This is a genomic window from Thermaerobacter litoralis (genome assembly GCF_054654595.1).
On sequence record NZ_BAAIES010000009.1, the window covers coordinates 118,124 to 135,358 of the forward strand.

A 17,235-nucleotide genomic window follows, 5' to 3' on the forward strand; every position below is an offset into this window, starting at 1 on the left:
AGCGGCCCGCCGCCGGTGGACTGGACCAAGCGGCGCAACCCGCCGGTTCCGCCGGCGGGACACCGTGGGGATAAAAGCCCCGAGCGGCAGGTTCCCAACCCCGGTTGGCGACTGTGCCGCTCGGGGTTTCTTATTACCTCTCGCCGTTGTCCCTTTGCCCTGGCCGGTCCAGGCGGCGCCAGGGGGTGCCCGGCGGCGACGCCCGGCCAGGTTGACAGCCCAAGGCCAGTTCAGCGGCCGTGAAGGGGAGCAGTACCCGGTAAGCCCGGCTGCAGAGAGCCGGTGGCTGGTGTAAACCGGCGCCGAGGAACCGGGGAACTCGCCCTGGAGCCGTTCCGGTGAAGGGCCCCCAGGCCCCTAGCCGGATCCGGCGGTCTCCGCCCCCGTCCCCGCGCCCGGCCGGCATCTTCCCGCCGGAGGGCCCTGCCGGGACGGTCCAGGAGGCCGTCGTTAACCACAGGGTGGCGGCCCGGACACCGGCACACCCGGACACCGGGAAACGGGATACCCGCGGCCCGGGCCACCGGCATACCGGCAACACCGGTACGCCGGCGAGACCGGCGACACCGGCGACCCGCAGTTCCGCCCGCCGCCACCCGCCAAGGCCGCCGCCGCGAGGCGGCGGCAACCGGGGTGGTACCGCGAAGTGGCGCTCTTCGCCCCCGGCCCGATGGGCCCGGGGCGAAGAGCGCCTTGATTTTTCCAGCCCTTCAGCGGGCTGGGCCATCCCCGGGCAGCCGAAAGGAGGTGAGCCCTTGATCCACGTCATGGTGCTGGCCGCCGACCGGCCCGGCGTCCTCCGCCGCATCCTCGGCGTCTATGAGAGCCGCCGGTACCGGGTCCGCTCCCTGGCCACCGGCCCCGCCGGGCCCGCCGGGTTCGTCCGCGTCAACCTGGTCCTGGACGAACCGGCCGACCGGGCCCACCGGCTGGCGGCCCAGCTGGCCCGCCTGGTGGACGTGGCCGGCGTCGAGGTGGCCGAACCGTCCCGGGCGGTAGGGCGGGAACTGGCCCTGGTCAAGGTGCTGCTGGAGCATCCTGCCCGGCGGGCCGACTTGCTGCAGATGGCCCAGGTCTTCCGCGCCCGGGTGGTCGACGTGGCCCCGCGCTCCCTGGTGCTGGAGGTCACCGGCGCCCCCGCCAAACTCGACGCCTTCCTCGGCCTGGCCCGCGAGTTCGGGCCGGTGGAAGTGATGCGGACGGGGGTGGCGGCCCTGGCGCGGGGTTCGCAGGTGCTGGCGGCAGCGGTCGTAGCGCCTGCAGGCACGCCGGGGCCCTCCTGGGAGCCTTCCGGGGAGGAGGAACCGCTCCCCTCCGGGGCCGGCGCCTTCTCCCCCGCCCTGGCCGCGGGATCCGGCCCCTGAGCGGTGCCGGCCACCGGCACGGCCCGGGATGGATCCCCGCCGGAACCCCGGCACCACCGTCCAGGAGAGCGAAAGGCGTAACCAAGGATGGGAGGGAGCACCTTGGCGACGATCTACTACGACCGGGACGCAAACCCGGAACTCATCCGGCGGCGGCGGGTCGCCGTCATCGGCTACGGCAGCCAGGGCCACGCCCAGGCCCAGAACCTGCGGGACCGGGGCGTGGAGGTGGTGATCGGCATCCGTCCGGGCCCCAGCGCCGACCGGGCCCGGGCCGATGGCTTCCCCACTGGTACCCCGGCCGAGGCGGCGGCCCAGGCCGACGTCGTGGTGATGCTCATCCCTGACGAGCGTCAGCCTGCCGTCTTCCAGGCAGAAATCGCCCCCCACCTGACCGAGGGCAAGGCCCTGGCTTTCTCCCACGGCTTCAACGTCCACTTCGGCCAGATCCAGCCGCCGCCCGGCGTCGACGTCTTCATGGTGGCGCCCAAGGCGCCCGGCCACCTGCTGCGCCGGTTCGTCCGGGAAGGGCGCAGCGTGCCCGGGCTGCTGGCCGTGGCCCAGGATGCCACGGGGCAGGCCCGGCAGCTGGCCCTGGCCTACGCCTGGGGGATCGGCTGCACCGGGGCGGGGGTCATCGAGACCACCTTCCAGGAGGAGACGGAGACCGACCTCTTCGGCGAGCAGGCGGTGCTCTGCGGCGGCGTGACGGAGCTGGTCAAGGCGGGATTCGAGACGCTGGTCGAGGCCGGCTACCAGCCCGAGATCGCCTACTTCGAGTGCCTCAACGAGCTGAAGCTCATCGTGGACCTGATGTACGAGGGCGGCCTGGCCCGCATGCGCTACTCCATCAGCGACACAGCCGAGTACGGTGACCTCACCCGCGGGCCGCGGATCATCGACGCCGGGGTCCGGCAGCGGATGCGGGAGATCCTGGCCGAGATCCAGAGCGGTGCCTTTGCCCGGGAGTGGATCCTGGAGAACCAGGCCGGCCGGCCGGTGATGAACGCCCGCCGCGCCCAGGAGGCCCGGCACCCCATCGAGGCGGTGGGCCGCCGGCTGCGGGCCATGATGGACTGGCTGCCCCGGGAGGATGGTGCCCCTGAGGCGGCCGGCCAGAGGCCGGCGGCGGGGGGTACGGAGGCACCGGCCGTTCAGGAGGCCCCGGCGACCCCTGCGGCTGCGGCGGCGGCCGCCCCGGCGGCCCGGGCGGGCTAGCCCGGTCCGGTACCGGCCGGAGCGGGACGAACCGGCTCCGGCCCGCACCCCAGAGGGAGGGATGCCTCATGGCAGACGGGGTTGGTGAGGTTACGCGGACCCCCATGGCGAGCACCGCCGGCTCGGGCTACGGCGGGGACGCCGGGTTCGACCGGGACCGGGTGCGGATCTTCGACACCACCCTGCGGGACGGCGAGCAGACGCCCGGCGTCGCCCTCACGGTGGACGAGAAGGTGGAGGTGGCCCGCTGGCTGGCGGCCCTGGGGGTCGACATCATCGAGGCCGGCTTCCCCGTCGCCTCCGACGGCGAGTTCGAGGCGGTGAGCCGCATCGCGGCGGAGGTCGACGGTCCCACCATCGCTGCCCTGGCGCGAACGGCGGCGGTGGACATCGACCGGGCCTGGGCGGCCATCCGTCACGCCCGGCGGCCGCGGATCCACGTGTTCGTCTCCACCTCACCCATCCACCTGGAGGCCATGCTGCGCATGACCGAGGACCAGGTGCTGCGGCTGGTGGAGGAGATGGTGGGCTATGCCCGGTCGCTCTGTCCGGACGTGGAGTTCTCCGCCCAGGACGCCACCCGCAGCGACGTGGGCTTCTTGGCCGAGGTGACGGCGGCCGCCATCGAGGCCGGCGCCGGCACCATCAACCTGCCCGACACCGTGGGCTACGCCACGCCCTGGACCTACGCCCAGATGTTCCAGGAGGTGATGGCCCGGGTGCCGCGGCCGGAGCGGGTGATCTTCAGCGCCCACACCCACGACGACCTGGGCATGGCCGTGGCCAACGCCCTGGCGGCGGTGCGGGTGGGCGTGCGCCAGGTGGAGTGCACCATCAACGGCATCGGCGAGCGGGCGGGCAACTGCTCCCTAGAAGAAGTGGTGATGGCCCTGGCCGTGCGGGGCGACGTCTTCGGCGCCACCACCGGGGTCGACACCCGGCAGCTGGTTCCCGCCAGCCAGGTGGTCTCCCGCCTGACCGGGGTGCCCGTTCCGCCCAACAAGGCGGTGGTGGGCGCCAACGCCTTCGCCCACGAGTCGGGGATCCACCAGGACGGGGTGATCAAGAATCCCCTCACCTACGAGATCATCCGGCCCGAGGCGGTGGGCGCCGGCGGCTCCCAGCTGGTGCTGGGCAAGCACTCCGGCCGCCACGCCGTGCGGGTCGAGCTGGAGCGCCTGGGCTTCAGCCTGCCCGAGGATGCCTTCCGCGAGGTGTTCCGCCGCTTCAAGGCCCTGGCCGACCGGCGGGAGTTCGTCAGCAAGGAGGCCCTGGCGCGGCTGGCGGCCCAGGTGCTGGAGGAACGCCAGCAAGAGAGCGGGGCCGCACCCCGGCTTGCCCACGGCGCCTGACCCCCCGAAGCGGGCCGTGGCAAGCACGGGGGCGACCCCCGCAAGACCGGGCGTGCGGCCGGGTCCCCAGCCCGGACGGCCGGCCGCATGCCCAGCCTATGAACATTCGCCAGCCGGGGTACCGGCCCCTGCGAAGGAGGTTCATCCCATGGCGGCCCAGCGCCCCATGACCATCACCGAGAAGATCCTGGCCGCCCACGCCGGCGTCCCCTGGGTCGAACCCGGCCAGCTGGTGGAGGTCCGGGTCGACTTCCTCATGGCCAACGACATCACCGCGCCCCTGGCCATCCGCGCCTTCCGCGAGATGGGGGCGACCCGGGTCTTCGATCCCGAGCGGGTGGCCATCGTCCTGTCGCACTTCGCCCCCAGCAAGGACATCCGGAGCGCCGACCAGTGCAAGGTGGCGCGGGAGTTCGCCCGGGAGCAGGGGCTGGTCCACTACTACGAGATGGGCGAGGGCATCGAGCACGCCCTGCTGCCCGACCGCGGGCTGGTTCTTCCCGGCGAGCTGGTGCTGGGGGCCGACTCCCACACCTGCACTTACGGGGCCGTGGGCTGCTTCTCTACCGGCGTGGGCAGCACCGACCTGGCCTACGCCATGGCCACCGGCGAGACGTGGCTCAAGGTGCCCGAGACGCTGAAGTTCGTCTACTACAACCGGCTGCAGCCCTGGGTGACGGGCAAGGATCTGATCCTTTACACCATCGGCCGCATCTCCTGCGACGGCGCTACCTACAAGGCCATGGAGTTCACCGGCGAGGCCCTGGCCGACCTCAGCATGGACGGGCGGCTGGCCATGGCCAACATGGCCATCGAGGCCGGCGGCAAGAACGGCATCTTCAATCCTGACCAGCGGACCCTGGACTACGTGGCGCGGCGGGCCCAGCGGCCCTGCAGCCCCGTCTGGTCCGACCCCGACGCGGAATACGCCGAGGTGTACGAGTTCGACGCCGCCCGCATCGAGCCCCAGGTGGCCCTGCCCTGGTCGCCCGACAACGTGCGGCCCCTGAGCCAGGTGGAGCGGGTCCCCATCGACCAGGTCTTCATCGGCTCCTGCACCAACGGGCGCCTGGACGACCTGCGCACCGCCGCCCGCATCCTGCGGGGCCGGAGGGTACACCCGGAGGTGCGGGCCATCGTCATCCCGGCCTCCCGGGACATCTACCTGCAGGCCCTCAAGGAGGGGCTGATCGAGATCTTCATGGCCGCCGGGTGCGTGGTCAGTGCCTCCACCTGCGGGCCCTGCCTGGGCGGGCACATGGGCGTGCTCGGCAAGGGCGAGCGGTGCGTCAGCACCTCCAACCGCAACTTCGTCGGCCGGATGGGCCACCCCGAGTCGGAGTCCTACCTGGCGAACCCGGCGGTGGCCGCGGCCTCGGCGGTGGCGGGCCGGCTGTGCCATCCGGAGGAACTCGGCATCCGGTACGAGGAGGTGGCCGGGGTCGCCTGAGGGCGGCCGGCCGGTGCACACCGGGGCGGATGGCCCACCACGGAGGGGCCGGTCGGTTAACGCCCAGGGCGGGCGGCCAGCCGGCAAGGCGGCTGGCCGGGGCGCATCGGGGCGGGCGGTCCGACGGCAGGTGGCTGGCCGGTTTAGGCCCAGGGCGGGCGGCCCGACGGCAGGCGGCTGGCCGGGGCGCACCAGGGCGGATGGCCCGATGGCAGGCGGCGGGCCGGTTCGTCCGGGGTGGACGGCCCGGCGGCAGGCGGCTGGCCGGTTCGTCCGGCGCGTCCCATGAACGAGGAGGTGGCGGCCGTGGGCCGCGTGTGGAAGTACGGCAACGACATCAACACCGACGTGATCATCCCGGCGCGATACCTGTTCACCACGGACCCGGCGGAGCTGGCGGCCCACTGCATGGAAGACCTGGACCCCAGCTTCGCCGGCCGGGTGCAGCCCGGCGACGTCATCGTGGCCGGGCGCAACTTCGGCTGCGGCTCGTCCCGCGAGCACGCGCCGGTGGCCATCCGGGCCGCGGGGGTGGCGTGCGTGATCGCCGTCTCCTTCGCCCGGATCTTCTACCGGAACGCCATCAACGTGGGCCTGCCGATCCTGGAGTGCCCGGAGGCGGTGGAAGCCCTGCAGGATGGCGACCAGGTGGAGGTCGATGTGGCGGCCGGCACCATCCGGCGCGTCGCCACCGGGGAGACCTTCCAGGCAGCCCCCTTCCCACCCTTCATGCAGGAGATCCTGCGCTGCGGTGGGCTGGTCGAGTACGCGCGCCGCAAGCTGGCGGCCGCCGCGGCGGCGCCCGGGGGCGCAGACGGCTCTAGAGGAGCCCCCTAGGTGGGCCCGCCGAAGGGGCGGCTCCTTGGGTCGCACCCCGGCAGGGCGGGGCGGCTCCTTGGGTCGCACCCCGGCAGGGCGGGGCGGCCCCTTGGGTCGCACCCCTGCAGGGCGGCCCCTTGGGTCGTGGCCCCCGACGGGGAGGCCCCTTGAGTCGCGGCCCCCGGTGGGGACCCCCTGTGGGTCGCGGCCCCCGCTGGGGCCCCCTGTGGGGCGCGGCGCCAGCGAAGCGGGCCCGAAGCCCGACGCCGGCAAGAGACCCTGTATACCGGCGCGAGGCCCTGAACTGTAAGGAAGCGGCGATCCGCAGAGGCGAGCCGGCCCGAAGGCCCGACGGCCTTCCGGAGCCGGAACGGATTGACAAGGGGGCGGGCAACATGACGTATCGCATCGCCGTCCTGCCGGGGGACGGCATCGGCCCCGAGGTGACCCGAGAAGCCGTTCGGGTCCTGGAAGCGGTGGGGGCGGCAGCCGGGATCCGCTTCGAATTCGTCGAGGCACCCATCGGTGGCGCGGCCGTGGAGGCCACCGGCGACCCCTTCCCGCCGGAGACGGAGCAGGCGTGCCTGGGCGCCGACGCCATCTTGCTGGGCGCGGTGGGCGGCCCCCGCTGGGACCGGGAACCGGTCCCCCGCCGGCCCGAGTCGGGCTTGCTGCGCCTGCGCAAGGCGGTGGGCGCCTTCGCCAACCTGCGGCCGGTGCGGGTTCATCCCGCCCTGGCGGGCCGGGGGCCGCTGCGGCCCGAGGTGGTGGGCGGCGGGGTCGACATCCTGATCGTCCGCGAGCTCACCGGCGGGCTCTACTACGGCGAGCGCGGCGTGCAGCAGGAGCCCTTCGGCGAGCGGGCCTACGACACCATGGTCTACACGACCCCGGAAGTGGAGCGGGTCGTCCGCATGGCCTTTCAGCTGGCCCGGGGCCGGCGGCGGCGGGTGGTCTCGGTCGACAAGAGCAACGTGCTGGAGACGTCGCGGCTATGGCGCCGGGTCACCGAGGCCGTGGCCGAGGCCTTCGGCGACGTGGAGCTCGAGCACATGCTGGTGGACAGCGCCGCCATGCAGCTGGTCCGCGATCCCGGCCGCTTCGACGTCCTGGTGACCGAGAACACCTTCGGCGACATCCTGAGTGATCTCGGCGCGGCCCTGTGCGGGTCCCTGGGGCTGCTGCCGTCGGCCAGCCTGGGGCTGCCCGGGCGGCCGCCGCTGTTCGAGCCGGTCCACGGATCGGCCCCCGACATCGCCGGCCGGGGGATCGCCAACCCCCTGGGCGCCATCGCCTCGGCGGCCATGATGCTCCGTCACGCCTTCGGCCTCGAGCGGGAGGCCCGGGCGGTGGAGGAGGCCATCGACGACCTGCTGGCCGCCGGGCCCTGGACGCCGGACATCGCCCCCCACGGGGCGCGGGCCGCGGGCACCGAGGACGTGGGCCGGGCCATCGCCCGCCGGGTCCGGGAGCGGCTGGCCCCCCCACCCCTGGAGCCGGTGGAGACGGTGGCGGTGTGGGGCAGCCGGGGCACGTGGAACGGCCGCGGGTCCCAAGGGTACCCCGGCGTGGGCGGGGATGGAGTGGCCGCCGGGTGGATCGCGGGCGAGTACGGCTTCCGGCCGGTTCCTCCGGACGAACCGGCCCGGCCGGCCGCGGCGGCCTCCCGGGAGGAGCGTCCGGCCGGGGCGCCGGCACGCCGGGGAACCCGGGCGGGCACCACCCGCCGGCGGGCCCGGGCGCGGAAGGGAGCGTGAAGCGGGTGACCTTCCAGCGGGGAACCACGCCAGAGACAGCAAAGACGGCAGAGACAGCAGAGACGGCGGCGTCAGCCGACCCGGCCGTGCCGGCAGCGTCGGCAAGGTCGGTAGCGTCGGCGGCGGCGATGGAGGCGGCGGCGAGGGTGGTCGGGGCGACGTCCCAGGCGGGGGCCACCAAGACGGTTCCCTCCGGGACGGGAACGGGAACCGGGACCAACGGCTTCGCCGCTCCCCTGCGCAGCCGGGAGGTGGTGGAGGGGTTCCACCGCGCCCCCCACCGCTCCCTCTTCAAGGCGATGGGCTACACCGACGAGGAGCTGCGCCGGCCGCTGATCGGGGTGATGAACAGCCGCAACGAGATCATCCCCGGCCACGTGCACCTGGACAACATCGCCCGGGCCGTCTGTGACGGGATCCGCATGGCCGGCGGCACGCCGATCCAGTTCGGCGTCATCGGCGTGGACGACGGCATCGCCATGGGCCACCGCGGCATGCGCTTCTCCCTGCCCAGCCGCGAGCTCATCGCCGACTCCATCGAGACGGTGACCGAGGCCCACCAGCTGGACGGCCTGGTGCTGATCCCCAACTGCGACAAGATCACACCGGGGATGCTGATGGCCGCGGCCCGGCTGAACCTGCCCACGGTGGTGGTCAGCGGCGGGCCGATGATGGCCGGCAACGTCTTCGGCCGGGCCGTCAACCTGGCCACGGTCTTCGAGGGCGTGGGCGCCTTCCAGGCCGGGCGCATCACCGCCGAGGAGCTCTTCGAGCTGGAGGAGGCCGCCTGCCCCACCTGCGGCTCGTGCTCCGGCATGTTCACCGCCAACTCGATGAACTGCCTGACCGAGGCCATCGGACTGGGGCTGCCCGGCAACGGCACCATCCCGGCGGTGGAGGCCGCCCGGCTGCGGCTGGCGAAGCAGGCCGGCATGCAGGTGATGGAGCTGGTGCGCCGGGGCATCCGCGCCCGGGACATCCTGACCGAGGCCGCCTTCCGCAACGCCCTGGCCGTCGACATGGCCCTGGGCTGTTCGACCAACACGGTGCTGCACCTCTTGGCCATCGCCCATGAGGCGGGCCTCGGCGACGTGATCACCCTGGACCTGATCGACGAGATCAGCCGCTCCACGCCCCAGCTCTGCAAGCTGGCCCCGGCCGGTCCCCACCACATCCAGGACCTGCACCAGGCCGGCGGCATCCAGGCGGTGCTGGCGGAGCTCCTGCGGGGCGGGCACGTGGACGGGTCGGTGCTGACGGTCACCGGCCGCACCCTGGCGGAGAACGTGGCCGCCGCCCAGGGCCGGATCCAGCGGGCCCGCGCCTGGCGCTCCGACGTGATCCGGACGCTGGAGGAGCCCTACAGCCCCGAAGGCGGCCTGGCCGTGCTGCGCGGCAACCTGGCCCCCGACGGGGCGGTGGTCAAACAGGGGGCGGTCGACCCGGCCATGCTGCGTCACCGCGGCCCGGCCCGGGTCTTCGACAGCGAGGAGGACGCGGCCGACGCCATCCGCCAGGGCCGCATCCGCCCCGGGGACGTGGTGGTGATCCGCTACGAGGGGCCGCGGGGCGGGCCCGGCATGCGGGAGATGCTGGCCATCACCGCCGCCCTGGCCGGCATGGGCCTCGACCGGGAGGTGGCCCTGATCACCGACGGGCGCTTCTCCGGCGCCACCCGGGGCGCCTCCATCGGCCACATCTCGCCGGAGGCCGCCGCCGGCGGGCCCATCGCCCTGGTGGAGGACGGCGACGAGATCGAGATCGACATCCCGGGCCGCCGCCTGGAGCTGCGGGTTCCTCCGGACGAACTGGCCCGCCGCCGCGAGCGGTGGCAGCCGCGGCCGCCGCGGGAGGTCCGGGGCTATCTGGCCCGCTACGCCCGGATGGTGACGTCGGCCAACACGGGCGCGGTCCTGATGGGATGAGACGGGAGGAGGGACGGATCGTGTCCCAACCGGCGAAGCAAGCGACGGCCGCCGCCACCACCACCACCGCCACTGCCACTGCCACTGCCCCGGGCGGCCCCTCACCGGCACCCCGGCCTCCGTCCACACCGCCGCACGCGATGACGGGCGCCGGGCTCACGGCGGCGGATTCGCCACCGGTTAGCCGGCGGGGGCCGATGAGCGGGGCCGACGTGGTGGTCCAGGTCCTGCTGGAACAGGGCGTCGAGTGGATCTTCGGCATCCCGGGCGGGGCCGTGCTACCCCTCTACGACGCCCTCTACGGCGCCCCCATCCGCCACGTGCTGGCCCGCCACGAGCAGGGCGCGGCGCTGGCCGCCGACGGCTACGCCCGGGCCAGCGGCCGGGTCGGGGTGTGCATCGCCACCTCCGGGCCCGGGGCGACCAACCTGATCACGGGCCTGGCCACCTCCTACCTGGATTCCGTCCCCGTGGTGGCCATCACCGGCAACGTGGGCCGGGCGTTCCTCGGCACCGACGCCTTCCAGGAGGCGGACACCTTTGGCGTCAGCATGCCGGTGACCAAGCACAACTACCTGGTGCTCGACCCCGAGGAGCTGCCCGCCATCCTGCGGGAGGCCTTCGCCGTGGCTGCGTCCGGCCGGCCCGGGCCGGTGCTGGTGGACATCCCCAAGGACGTCTTCACCACCACCATCTCCCCCGGGGCGTGGGACCGCCCGCTGTGGGGGCGAACGGCGGAGCCGGTACCGGCCGGCGGCGGCGAAGGCCCTGTTCAGCCCGCCCCATGGAGGCCCGCCGAGCACCGCCGCCTGGGGGACCTGGACGAGGCCGCCCGCCTGATCGCCCGCGCCCGCCGCCCCGTGCTCTACGCCGGAGGAGGCGTCATCGTGGCCGAGGCCGCCGAGGCCCTGCGCCGGCTGGCGGAACGGGCGGTTCTTCCCACCACCACCACCCTGATGGCCCTGGGGGCCATGCCCGGCGACCACCCCCTCTTCCTCGGCATGCCCGGCATGCACGGGACCTACGCCGCCAACATGGCCCTGACGGAGACCGACTGCCTGATCGCCGTCGGCGCCCGCTTCGACGACCGGGTGACCGGCAAGGTGTCGGACTTCGCCCCCGACGCCGCCATCATCCACATCGACGTGGACGCCGCGGAGCTGGGGAAGGTCAAGGCCCCGCGGGTGGCCATCCCCGCCGACGCCCGGGAGGGGCTGGCGGCCCTGGAGGCCGCCCTGGGCCGGGTTCCTCCGGACCAGTGGGCCGACCGGGGACCGTGGCTCGAGCGGATCGACGGGTGGAAGCAGGAGCACCCCTACCGGTACGACCGGGACCGGGCCCGCCGGGAGCTGCTCCCCCAGGCGGTGATCGAGGAGCTGGAGCGGGCCACGGATGGGGACGCCCTCGTGGTCACCGGCGTCGGCCAGCACCAGATGTGGGCGGCCATGTTCTACCGCTACCGGCGGCCCCGGCAGTTCCTGACCTCCGGGGGCCTGGGGACCATGGGCTTCGGGCTGCCCGCGGCCATCGGCGCCCAGCTGGCCCGGCCGGACGCCCGGGTGCTGTGCGTCGACGGCGACGGCAGCTTCCAGATGAACGTCCAGGAGCTGTCGACCCTGGCCGAGCTGGGCCTGCCAGTGAAAATTTTCATTATTAATAACGGGGCCCACGGCATGGTGCGGCAGTGGCAGGACCTGTTCTACGGGCAGCGCCTGTCGGCCAGCGTCTTCGAGCATCAGCCGGACTTCGTCAAGCTGGCCGAGGCGTACGGGGTGGCGGCCTACCGCATCACCCACCCGGACGAACTGGCCGGGACGGTGCGGGAGGCGCTGGCCCACCCGGGGCCGGTGGTGGTCGACTGCGTGGTCAGGCGGGATGAGAACGTGCTGCCGATGGTGCCGCCGGGGGCGGCGCTGCGGGAGATGATCGTGGGGTAGCCGGGAGGCTACCCCACGGTGCATTCTGCGGCTCGCCCAGGAAGTCCTTGGGCGGTCCGCCCGGGCCGAAGCCGACCCGCGGGTGTACCGTGCCCTTGAAGACGAGACCCGGGCCAGGGGCTACCCCACCCTGCCCATGACCAGCGGGGCCGGCCATGACGCCATGCACATGGCTCGGATCGCCCCCATGGGGATGCTGTTCATTCCTTGCCGCGACGGCCGCAGCCACTGCCCAGAGGAGTGGGCCGCGCCGGAGGACCTGGCCCGGGGTGCCGAAGTTCTGGCCGGCGCCCTTTTGCGGCTCGACGGGATGGATCAACCTGTCGGCCCCGGCCGGGTCAACCTGTCCGAAGGAGTTCGGCCGTCGAATGCGAAGGAATTCGTCAACGTCAGGGCCCGCCGGCCCGGTTCGAGGTCATGTCGCCACCATGAATGATCGCTCCCGCTACCTCATCGAAGCGCAGGACGTGGAATTCGCCTATTCCGCGCGGCTGGCCACGCCGGTCCGGGCCCTGGCGGGGGTGTCCCTGCCCATCGCCCCCGGGGAGCACGTGGCCATCGTCGGTTCCAACGGCAGCGGCAAGTCCACCCTGGCGCGGCATTTCAACGCCCTTCTCGTGCCGACCGCGGGAACAGTCCGGGTCGACGGCCACGACACCCGCGGGGCCGCTGCAGACCCCGCCTTGCGCAAGCGCATCCGGGCGACGGTGGGCATGGTCTTCCAAAACCCCGACAGCCAGATCGTGGCGACCGTCGTCCAGGAGGACGTCGCCTTCGGCCCCGAGAACCTGGGCGTCCCGCGGCCCGAGCTGCAGCGCCGCGTGGCGGAAGCCCTGGAGTGGGTCGGCATGCGCCATGCCGCCCTGCGGCCACCCCACCTGCTCTCGGCGGGCCAGCGCCAGCGGGTGGCCATCGCCGGGGTTCTGGCCATGGGCCCCCGGGCCGTGGTCTTCGACGAGGCCACGGCGATGCTGGACCCCAGCGGCCGCCAGAGCGTGATGGCGATCCTCGACCGGCTCCAGGAGGACGGCGTGACGGTCATCCAGGTTACCCACCACATGGACGAAGCGGCCCGCGCCCAGCGGGTGGTCATCCTGCATCAGGGCCGGATCGCGGCCGACGGTCCCCCGGACACCGTGCTGGTGGAACCGGACCGCTTGAAGGCCTTCGGCCTGGACGTCCCCCCAACGGTAGCCATCGCCCGGCAGGTTGCCCGGTTCGTCCCCGGCTTCCCTACCCGGGTCATGACGGCGGCGGGTTTGGTGGAGGCCGTCCTGCGCCACCTGGACGGCAGGGGGACAGGGGGTCGCCCCACCTCCTTTGCCGGTCCCGTCTCCTTCGCCGGTCCCATCTCCGCCGCCGGTCCCGGCTCCTCCGCCGGCGCCATCTCGGCCGCCGGGACCGATGCCGCGACCGGCGTTTCCCCCGATGGCGGTCCTCGGGCGGGAGGCGGTCAGGGACCGGTCCCGCCGCCCCGGCGGGTCGCCGATCCCATCCTTGAGGTGGAAGAACTCAGCCACGACTACATGCGGGGCACACCCCTCGCGCACCGGGCCCTGCACGGGGTGTCCCTGGCCGTGGGCCGGGGCGAGGTGGTGGCCCTCATCGGCCAGACGGGCTCGGGCAAGTCCACCCTGATCCAGCACTTCAACGGCCTGCTGCGGCCCCAGCAGGGGCGGGTGTGGGTGGCGGGGTTCGACCTGGAGAACCCGCGCACCGACCTGCGGGCCCTGCGGCGGCGGGTGGGCATCGTCTTCCAGCGACCGGAGGACCAGCTCTTCGAGCGCTACGTGGGCGACGACGTGGCCTTCGGCCCGTACAAGGACGGCCTCCGGGGCGAAGCCTTGCGGGAGCGGGTGCGCTGGGCCATGGGGGTGGTGGGCCTGGACTTCGAGACCTTCCGGGACCGGCCCATCTTCGCCCTCAGCGGTGGCCAGCGCCGCAAGGTGGCCCTGGCGGGCGTGCTGGCCCTGCGCCCGGAGGTGCTGGTTCTGGACGAACCGACGGCGGGGCTCGACCCGCAAAGCCGGGACGAGCTGCTCTCGATCCTGGCCGAGCTGCGGGAGCGAGAGGGGCTCACGGTGGTGCTGGTGAGCCACAACCTGGATGAGGTGGCCCGCCTGGCCGACTATGCCTACGTCCTGGCCGGCGGCCGGGTCGTCGGGCACGGCACCCCCCGGCAGCTCTTCGCCCAGCCGGCCGCCCTGGAGGCGGTGGGGCTCGACGTGCCGCCGGCCAGCCGGGTGGCCCACGGGCTGCGGGCGGCCGGCGTGCCGGTTCCACCCGATGCCATGCATCCCCACGAGGTGGCCGAGGCCATCGTCCGCTGCCTGACGATGCCCCACCCGGCTGAGGAGGCCCAGCGCCGTGCAGGAGTTTGACCTCCTCCGCAACATCACCATCGGCCAGTACCTGCCCACGGGCTCGGTGATCCACCGCCTGGACCCGCGGGCCAAGCTGCTGGCGGCGGCCGTCCTGATCACGGCCATCGCCGTCACCACCAGCTACCTGGCCCAGGGACTGCTCTTGCTGGCCGTCGTGGGCATCCTGCGGCTGGCCCGGATTCCCCTGGGCTACGCCCTGCGCGGGGTGCGCCCGGCGCTTCCTTTCCTATTAATTTTGGCCCTCGTGCAGCTGCTGTTCTTTGGGCGGAGCCTGGATCCGTCGAGCCCGGTGCTGTGGGAATACGGGTTCGTCGTCATCACCCAGGCCACCGTCAAGGCCATCGTCATCTCCTTCCTCCGGCTGGTGGCGCTGATCCTGCTGGCCAGCGCGGTGACCTTCTCCACGGCGGTGACCGAGCTGTCCCACGGGATCGAGGGCCTGCTGCGCCCCTTCCGGCGCCTGCGGGTGCCGGCCCACGAGCTGGCCCTGATCGTCACCATCGCCCTCCGGTTCGTCCCCACCTTCGCCCAGGAGCTGGAGCGGATCATGAAGGCCCAGGTCTCCCGGGGCGCCGACTTCGGAGGTGGCGGCCGCTTCAACTTTGTGCGCCGTACGGTCAGCCTGCTGCCGCTGCTGGTCCCCCTCTTCACCATCGCCCTGGAACGGGCGGAGGAACTGGTCCTGGCCATGGAGGCCCGGGGCTACGTCGGCGGGCAGGACCGCTCGTCCCTGGTGGAACTCCGGGCCGGCTGGCGGGACGTCCTGGCGGTGGCGGCCACCCTGGCCCTGGCGGTCGTGGTGGTGGCCGTGCGGTGGCCCTTTTAATGCAAGGATTCCTGGGGAAAGGGGGTGAGTCCATGTCCGATTACAGCCTGTCGGTGCGCAGGATCGTCATCGCGGGGGTTCTGGCGGCCATCGCCATTCTGCTGGGGGTCACGCGGCTCGGGTTCATCCCGATGCCCACGGGCGTCAACGCCACCATCATGCACGTTCCGGCCATCATCGGGGCGGTGGTGGAAGGCCCGCTGGTGGGTGCCATCATCGGTACGATCTTTGGCATCTTCAGCCTGGTCAACGCCACCCAGCCGCTGTTCATGGACCCGCTGGTGGCCATCCTGCCGCGCATCTTCATCGGCATCACCGCCTACTATGCCTACGCCGCCTTGCGGCGGAACGAGTGGGTGGGGCTGGGGGCCGCGGCGGCCGTCGGGACCCTGACGAACACGGTCCTGGTGCTGACCATGGCCACGGTGCGCGGCTACCTGCCGGCCAATGTGGCCCTGACGGTCGGGGTGACCCACGGCATCCCGGAGATCATCGTGGCCGCCATCGTCACCTACGCCGTGGCCGTGCCGTGGAAGCGGCTGGACGCCGGCCGGGTCCAGCGGGCCCGGCGGGTGTGAGCCCGCCAGAGCGCCGTTCCCAGAGCGCTGTTAAAAGAGCGCCGTTGCAAGAAAGCCCGGCGAAGAAAGCCCGGCGGGGCGGGAAAGGGGCAAGGGGCAAGGGGCGGGCGCAGGGGGCCTATGCAGAGGGCCTGTACCGAGGGCCTGTGCCGGGGGTCTGTCTAGGGGCCACGGGGCGGTCGATGCGGGGACCCGAACCTCGCGCCGGGTGGCTGCCCGCGGCGTCCTGACCGGCCGGCCACCCGCCCCCGCGCCCCTTTCCGTGGGGTCCATGGGCCACGGTCCGGCGTGGTCCGGCTCCCCCGGGCCTGGGCGAGGCGGCCTCGACCCGCGGCCGGGCAAGGGCGGTCCGGCGCGGGCGGCCGGCAAGGAGGGACACATGGGTTTGGATTCAAGTCTTCTCGAACGGGTCCTGGAACACGTCGATGCCGAGCTGGTGGTGGAACTCACCTGCGCCCTGGTGCGGATCGACAGCGTCTACCGGCCCGAGCAGGGCACGGCGGAGGAACCGGTGGCCCGCTACGTGGCCGATCGCCTGAAGGCCTGGGGCTTTCCCGTCCGCATGGAGGAAGCGGCACCAGGGCGGCCCAACGTCATGGCCGAGCTCCGGGGCCGGCGGCCGGGGAAGACCCTGCTCTTCGAAGCCCACACCGACGTGGTGACCGAGGGGGATCCCCGCCGCTGGACCTACCCGCCCTTTGGGGGTACGGTGGCCGGCGACCGGATCTACGGCCGCGGGGCCTGCGACACCAAGGGCAATCTGGCGGCGGCCATGGTCGCCCTGAAGGCGATCAAGGACGCCGGCGTCGATCTGCCCGGCCGCATCCTGCTGGCGGTGCCGGTGGACGAAGAGGGCCTGATGATCGGGATCAAGCGGATGATCCAGGCGGGCTGGTGCGACGGCGTCGACGGGGCCATCATCTGCGAGCCGGAGGAGAACCAGCTCTGCATCGCCCAGAAGGGAGCCATCCGCATCGGCATCCGCGCCTGCGGGAAGATGGCCCATGGCGCCATGCCCCGGGCCGGGATCAACCCCGTGACGCCCCTGTGCCGCATGGTGGCCCGGCTGGCGGACCTGGAACGGGAGGAAGGCCTGCGGCACGGCGAGGACCCGCTGGTGGGCTGGCCGAGCATCACGCCGACCATCTTCCAGGCGCCGCCCGCCGGCGAGCCCCAGATCAACGTGATCCCCGGGGAGGCCTATCTCACGCTGGACATCCGCACCACGCCCCAGCAGGACCACCAGGCCCTCAAGGCGGCCGTGGACGCCATCGTCCGGGAGGAGGCGGCCCGGGTGCCGGGGCTGCGGGTGGAGGTGGAGATCATCGACGAGCGGCCCTGCACGGCCACGCCCGCCAGCGACCCCGTGGTCCAGGCGGCTGCCGAGGCGGTCCGGCGGGTCACGGGCCGGGAACCTCGCTACAACGGCGTGCCGGGCGCCACCGACGGAACCTTCCTCTGGGCCTGGAAGGGCATCCCCATCGTCACCTTTGGTGCCGGCAAGCGGGAGGTGCCCCACCAGGTGGACGAGTACGTGGACATCCCGGAGCTGGTGGAGGCGGCCCGGCTCTATGCCGCGGCGGCGGTGATCTTCCTCACCACCGGCCCAGGTGCGGGTTGAGCGC

At 73.2% G+C, this 17,235-nt stretch carries 13 protein-coding genes; all 13 read left to right on the forward strand.

Annotation, left to right across the window (positions count from 1 at the left end; genetic code table 11):
• The first annotated feature begins 755 nt into the window (after window positions 1–755).
• The 13 genes from ilvN to ACYQ02_RS07745 all read left to right on the forward strand — a co-directional run bounded on the left by ilvN (window position 756) and on the right by ACYQ02_RS07745 (window position 17,231).
• Window positions 756–1,364: an acetolactate synthase small subunit gene (ilvN, locus tag ACYQ02_RS07685; RefSeq protein ID WP_460039867.1), complete on the forward strand. Its 609-nt coding sequence runs from the start codon at window positions 756–758 to the stop codon at window positions 1,362–1,364.
• Between the two features lie 102 nt (window positions 1,365–1,466).
• On the forward strand, window positions 1,467–2,582 hold the full coding sequence (gene ilvC / locus ACYQ02_RS07690) for a ketol-acid reductoisomerase (protein WP_460039868.1): 1,116 nt from the start codon (window positions 1,467–1,469) through the stop codon (window positions 2,580–2,582).
• A 68-nt stretch (window positions 2,583–2,650) separates the two neighbouring features.
• Window positions 2,651–3,934 (forward strand): 2-isopropylmalate synthase, encoded by a 1,284-nt coding sequence (locus ACYQ02_RS07695; RefSeq protein ID WP_460039869.1) that lies wholly within the window; start codon window positions 2,651–2,653, stop codon window positions 3,932–3,934.
• 148 nt (window positions 3,935–4,082) lie between these two features.
• Entirely contained in the window at window positions 4,083–5,384 is a 1,302-nt protein-coding gene (gene leuC, locus ACYQ02_RS07700; RefSeq protein WP_460039870.1) for a 3-isopropylmalate dehydratase large subunit, read from the forward strand.
• Between the two features lie 306 nt (window positions 5,385–5,690).
• Window positions 5,691–6,221 carry a 3-isopropylmalate dehydratase small subunit gene (locus tag ACYQ02_RS07705; RefSeq protein WP_460039871.1) on the forward strand — a complete coding sequence of 177 codons (531 nt, stop codon included), beginning with the start codon at window positions 5,691–5,693 and terminating at the stop codon, window positions 6,219–6,221.
• A 377-nt stretch (window positions 6,222–6,598) separates the two neighbouring features.
• Window positions 6,599–7,960, forward strand: a complete 1,362-nt coding sequence (gene leuB / locus ACYQ02_RS07710; protein WP_460039872.1) for a 3-isopropylmalate dehydrogenase — start codon at window positions 6,599–6,601, stop codon at window positions 7,958–7,960.
• A gap of 236 nt (window positions 7,961–8,196) precedes the next feature.
• The gene (gene ilvD / locus ACYQ02_RS07715) at window positions 8,197–9,885 is read left to right on the forward strand and encodes a dihydroxy-acid dehydratase (protein WP_460040327.1); all 1,689 of its coding nucleotides are present in this window, start codon (window positions 8,197–8,199) and stop codon (window positions 9,883–9,885) included.
• A 197-nt stretch (window positions 9,886–10,082) separates the two neighbouring features.
• On the forward strand, window positions 10,083–11,822 hold the full coding sequence (gene ilvB / locus ACYQ02_RS07720) for a biosynthetic-type acetolactate synthase large subunit (RefSeq protein ID WP_460039873.1): 1,740 nt from the start codon (window positions 10,083–10,085) through the stop codon (window positions 11,820–11,822).
• Between the two features lie 25 nt (window positions 11,823–11,847).
• On the forward strand, window positions 11,848–12,258 hold the full coding sequence (locus ACYQ02_RS07725) for a M20/M25/M40 family metallo-hydrolase (protein WP_460040328.1): 411 nt from the start codon (window positions 11,848–11,850) through the stop codon (window positions 12,256–12,258).
• Entirely contained in the window at window positions 12,251–14,203 is a 1,953-nt protein-coding gene (locus tag ACYQ02_RS07730; RefSeq protein WP_460039874.1) for an ABC transporter ATP-binding protein, read from the forward strand. Before ACYQ02_RS07725 ends, ACYQ02_RS07730 begins: the two co-directional genes overlap by 8 nt.
• The gene (locus ACYQ02_RS07735) at window positions 14,190–15,032 is read left to right on the forward strand and encodes an energy-coupling factor transporter transmembrane component T family protein (protein WP_460039875.1); all 843 of its coding nucleotides are present in this window, start codon (window positions 14,190–14,192) and stop codon (window positions 15,030–15,032) included. Before ACYQ02_RS07730 ends, ACYQ02_RS07735 begins: the two co-directional genes overlap by 14 nt.
• Before the next feature lie 32 nt (window positions 15,033–15,064).
• Window positions 15,065–15,610: an ECF transporter S component gene (locus tag ACYQ02_RS07740; protein WP_460039876.1), complete on the forward strand. Its 546-nt coding sequence runs from the start codon at window positions 15,065–15,067 to the stop codon at window positions 15,608–15,610.
• Window positions 15,611–15,989: 379 nt separating this feature from the next.
• Window positions 15,990–17,231, forward strand: coding sequence for a M20 family metallopeptidase (locus ACYQ02_RS07745; RefSeq protein WP_460039877.1), 1,242 nt, complete (start codon window positions 15,990–15,992; stop codon window positions 17,229–17,231).
• Window positions 17,232–17,235 lie beyond the last annotated feature (4 nt).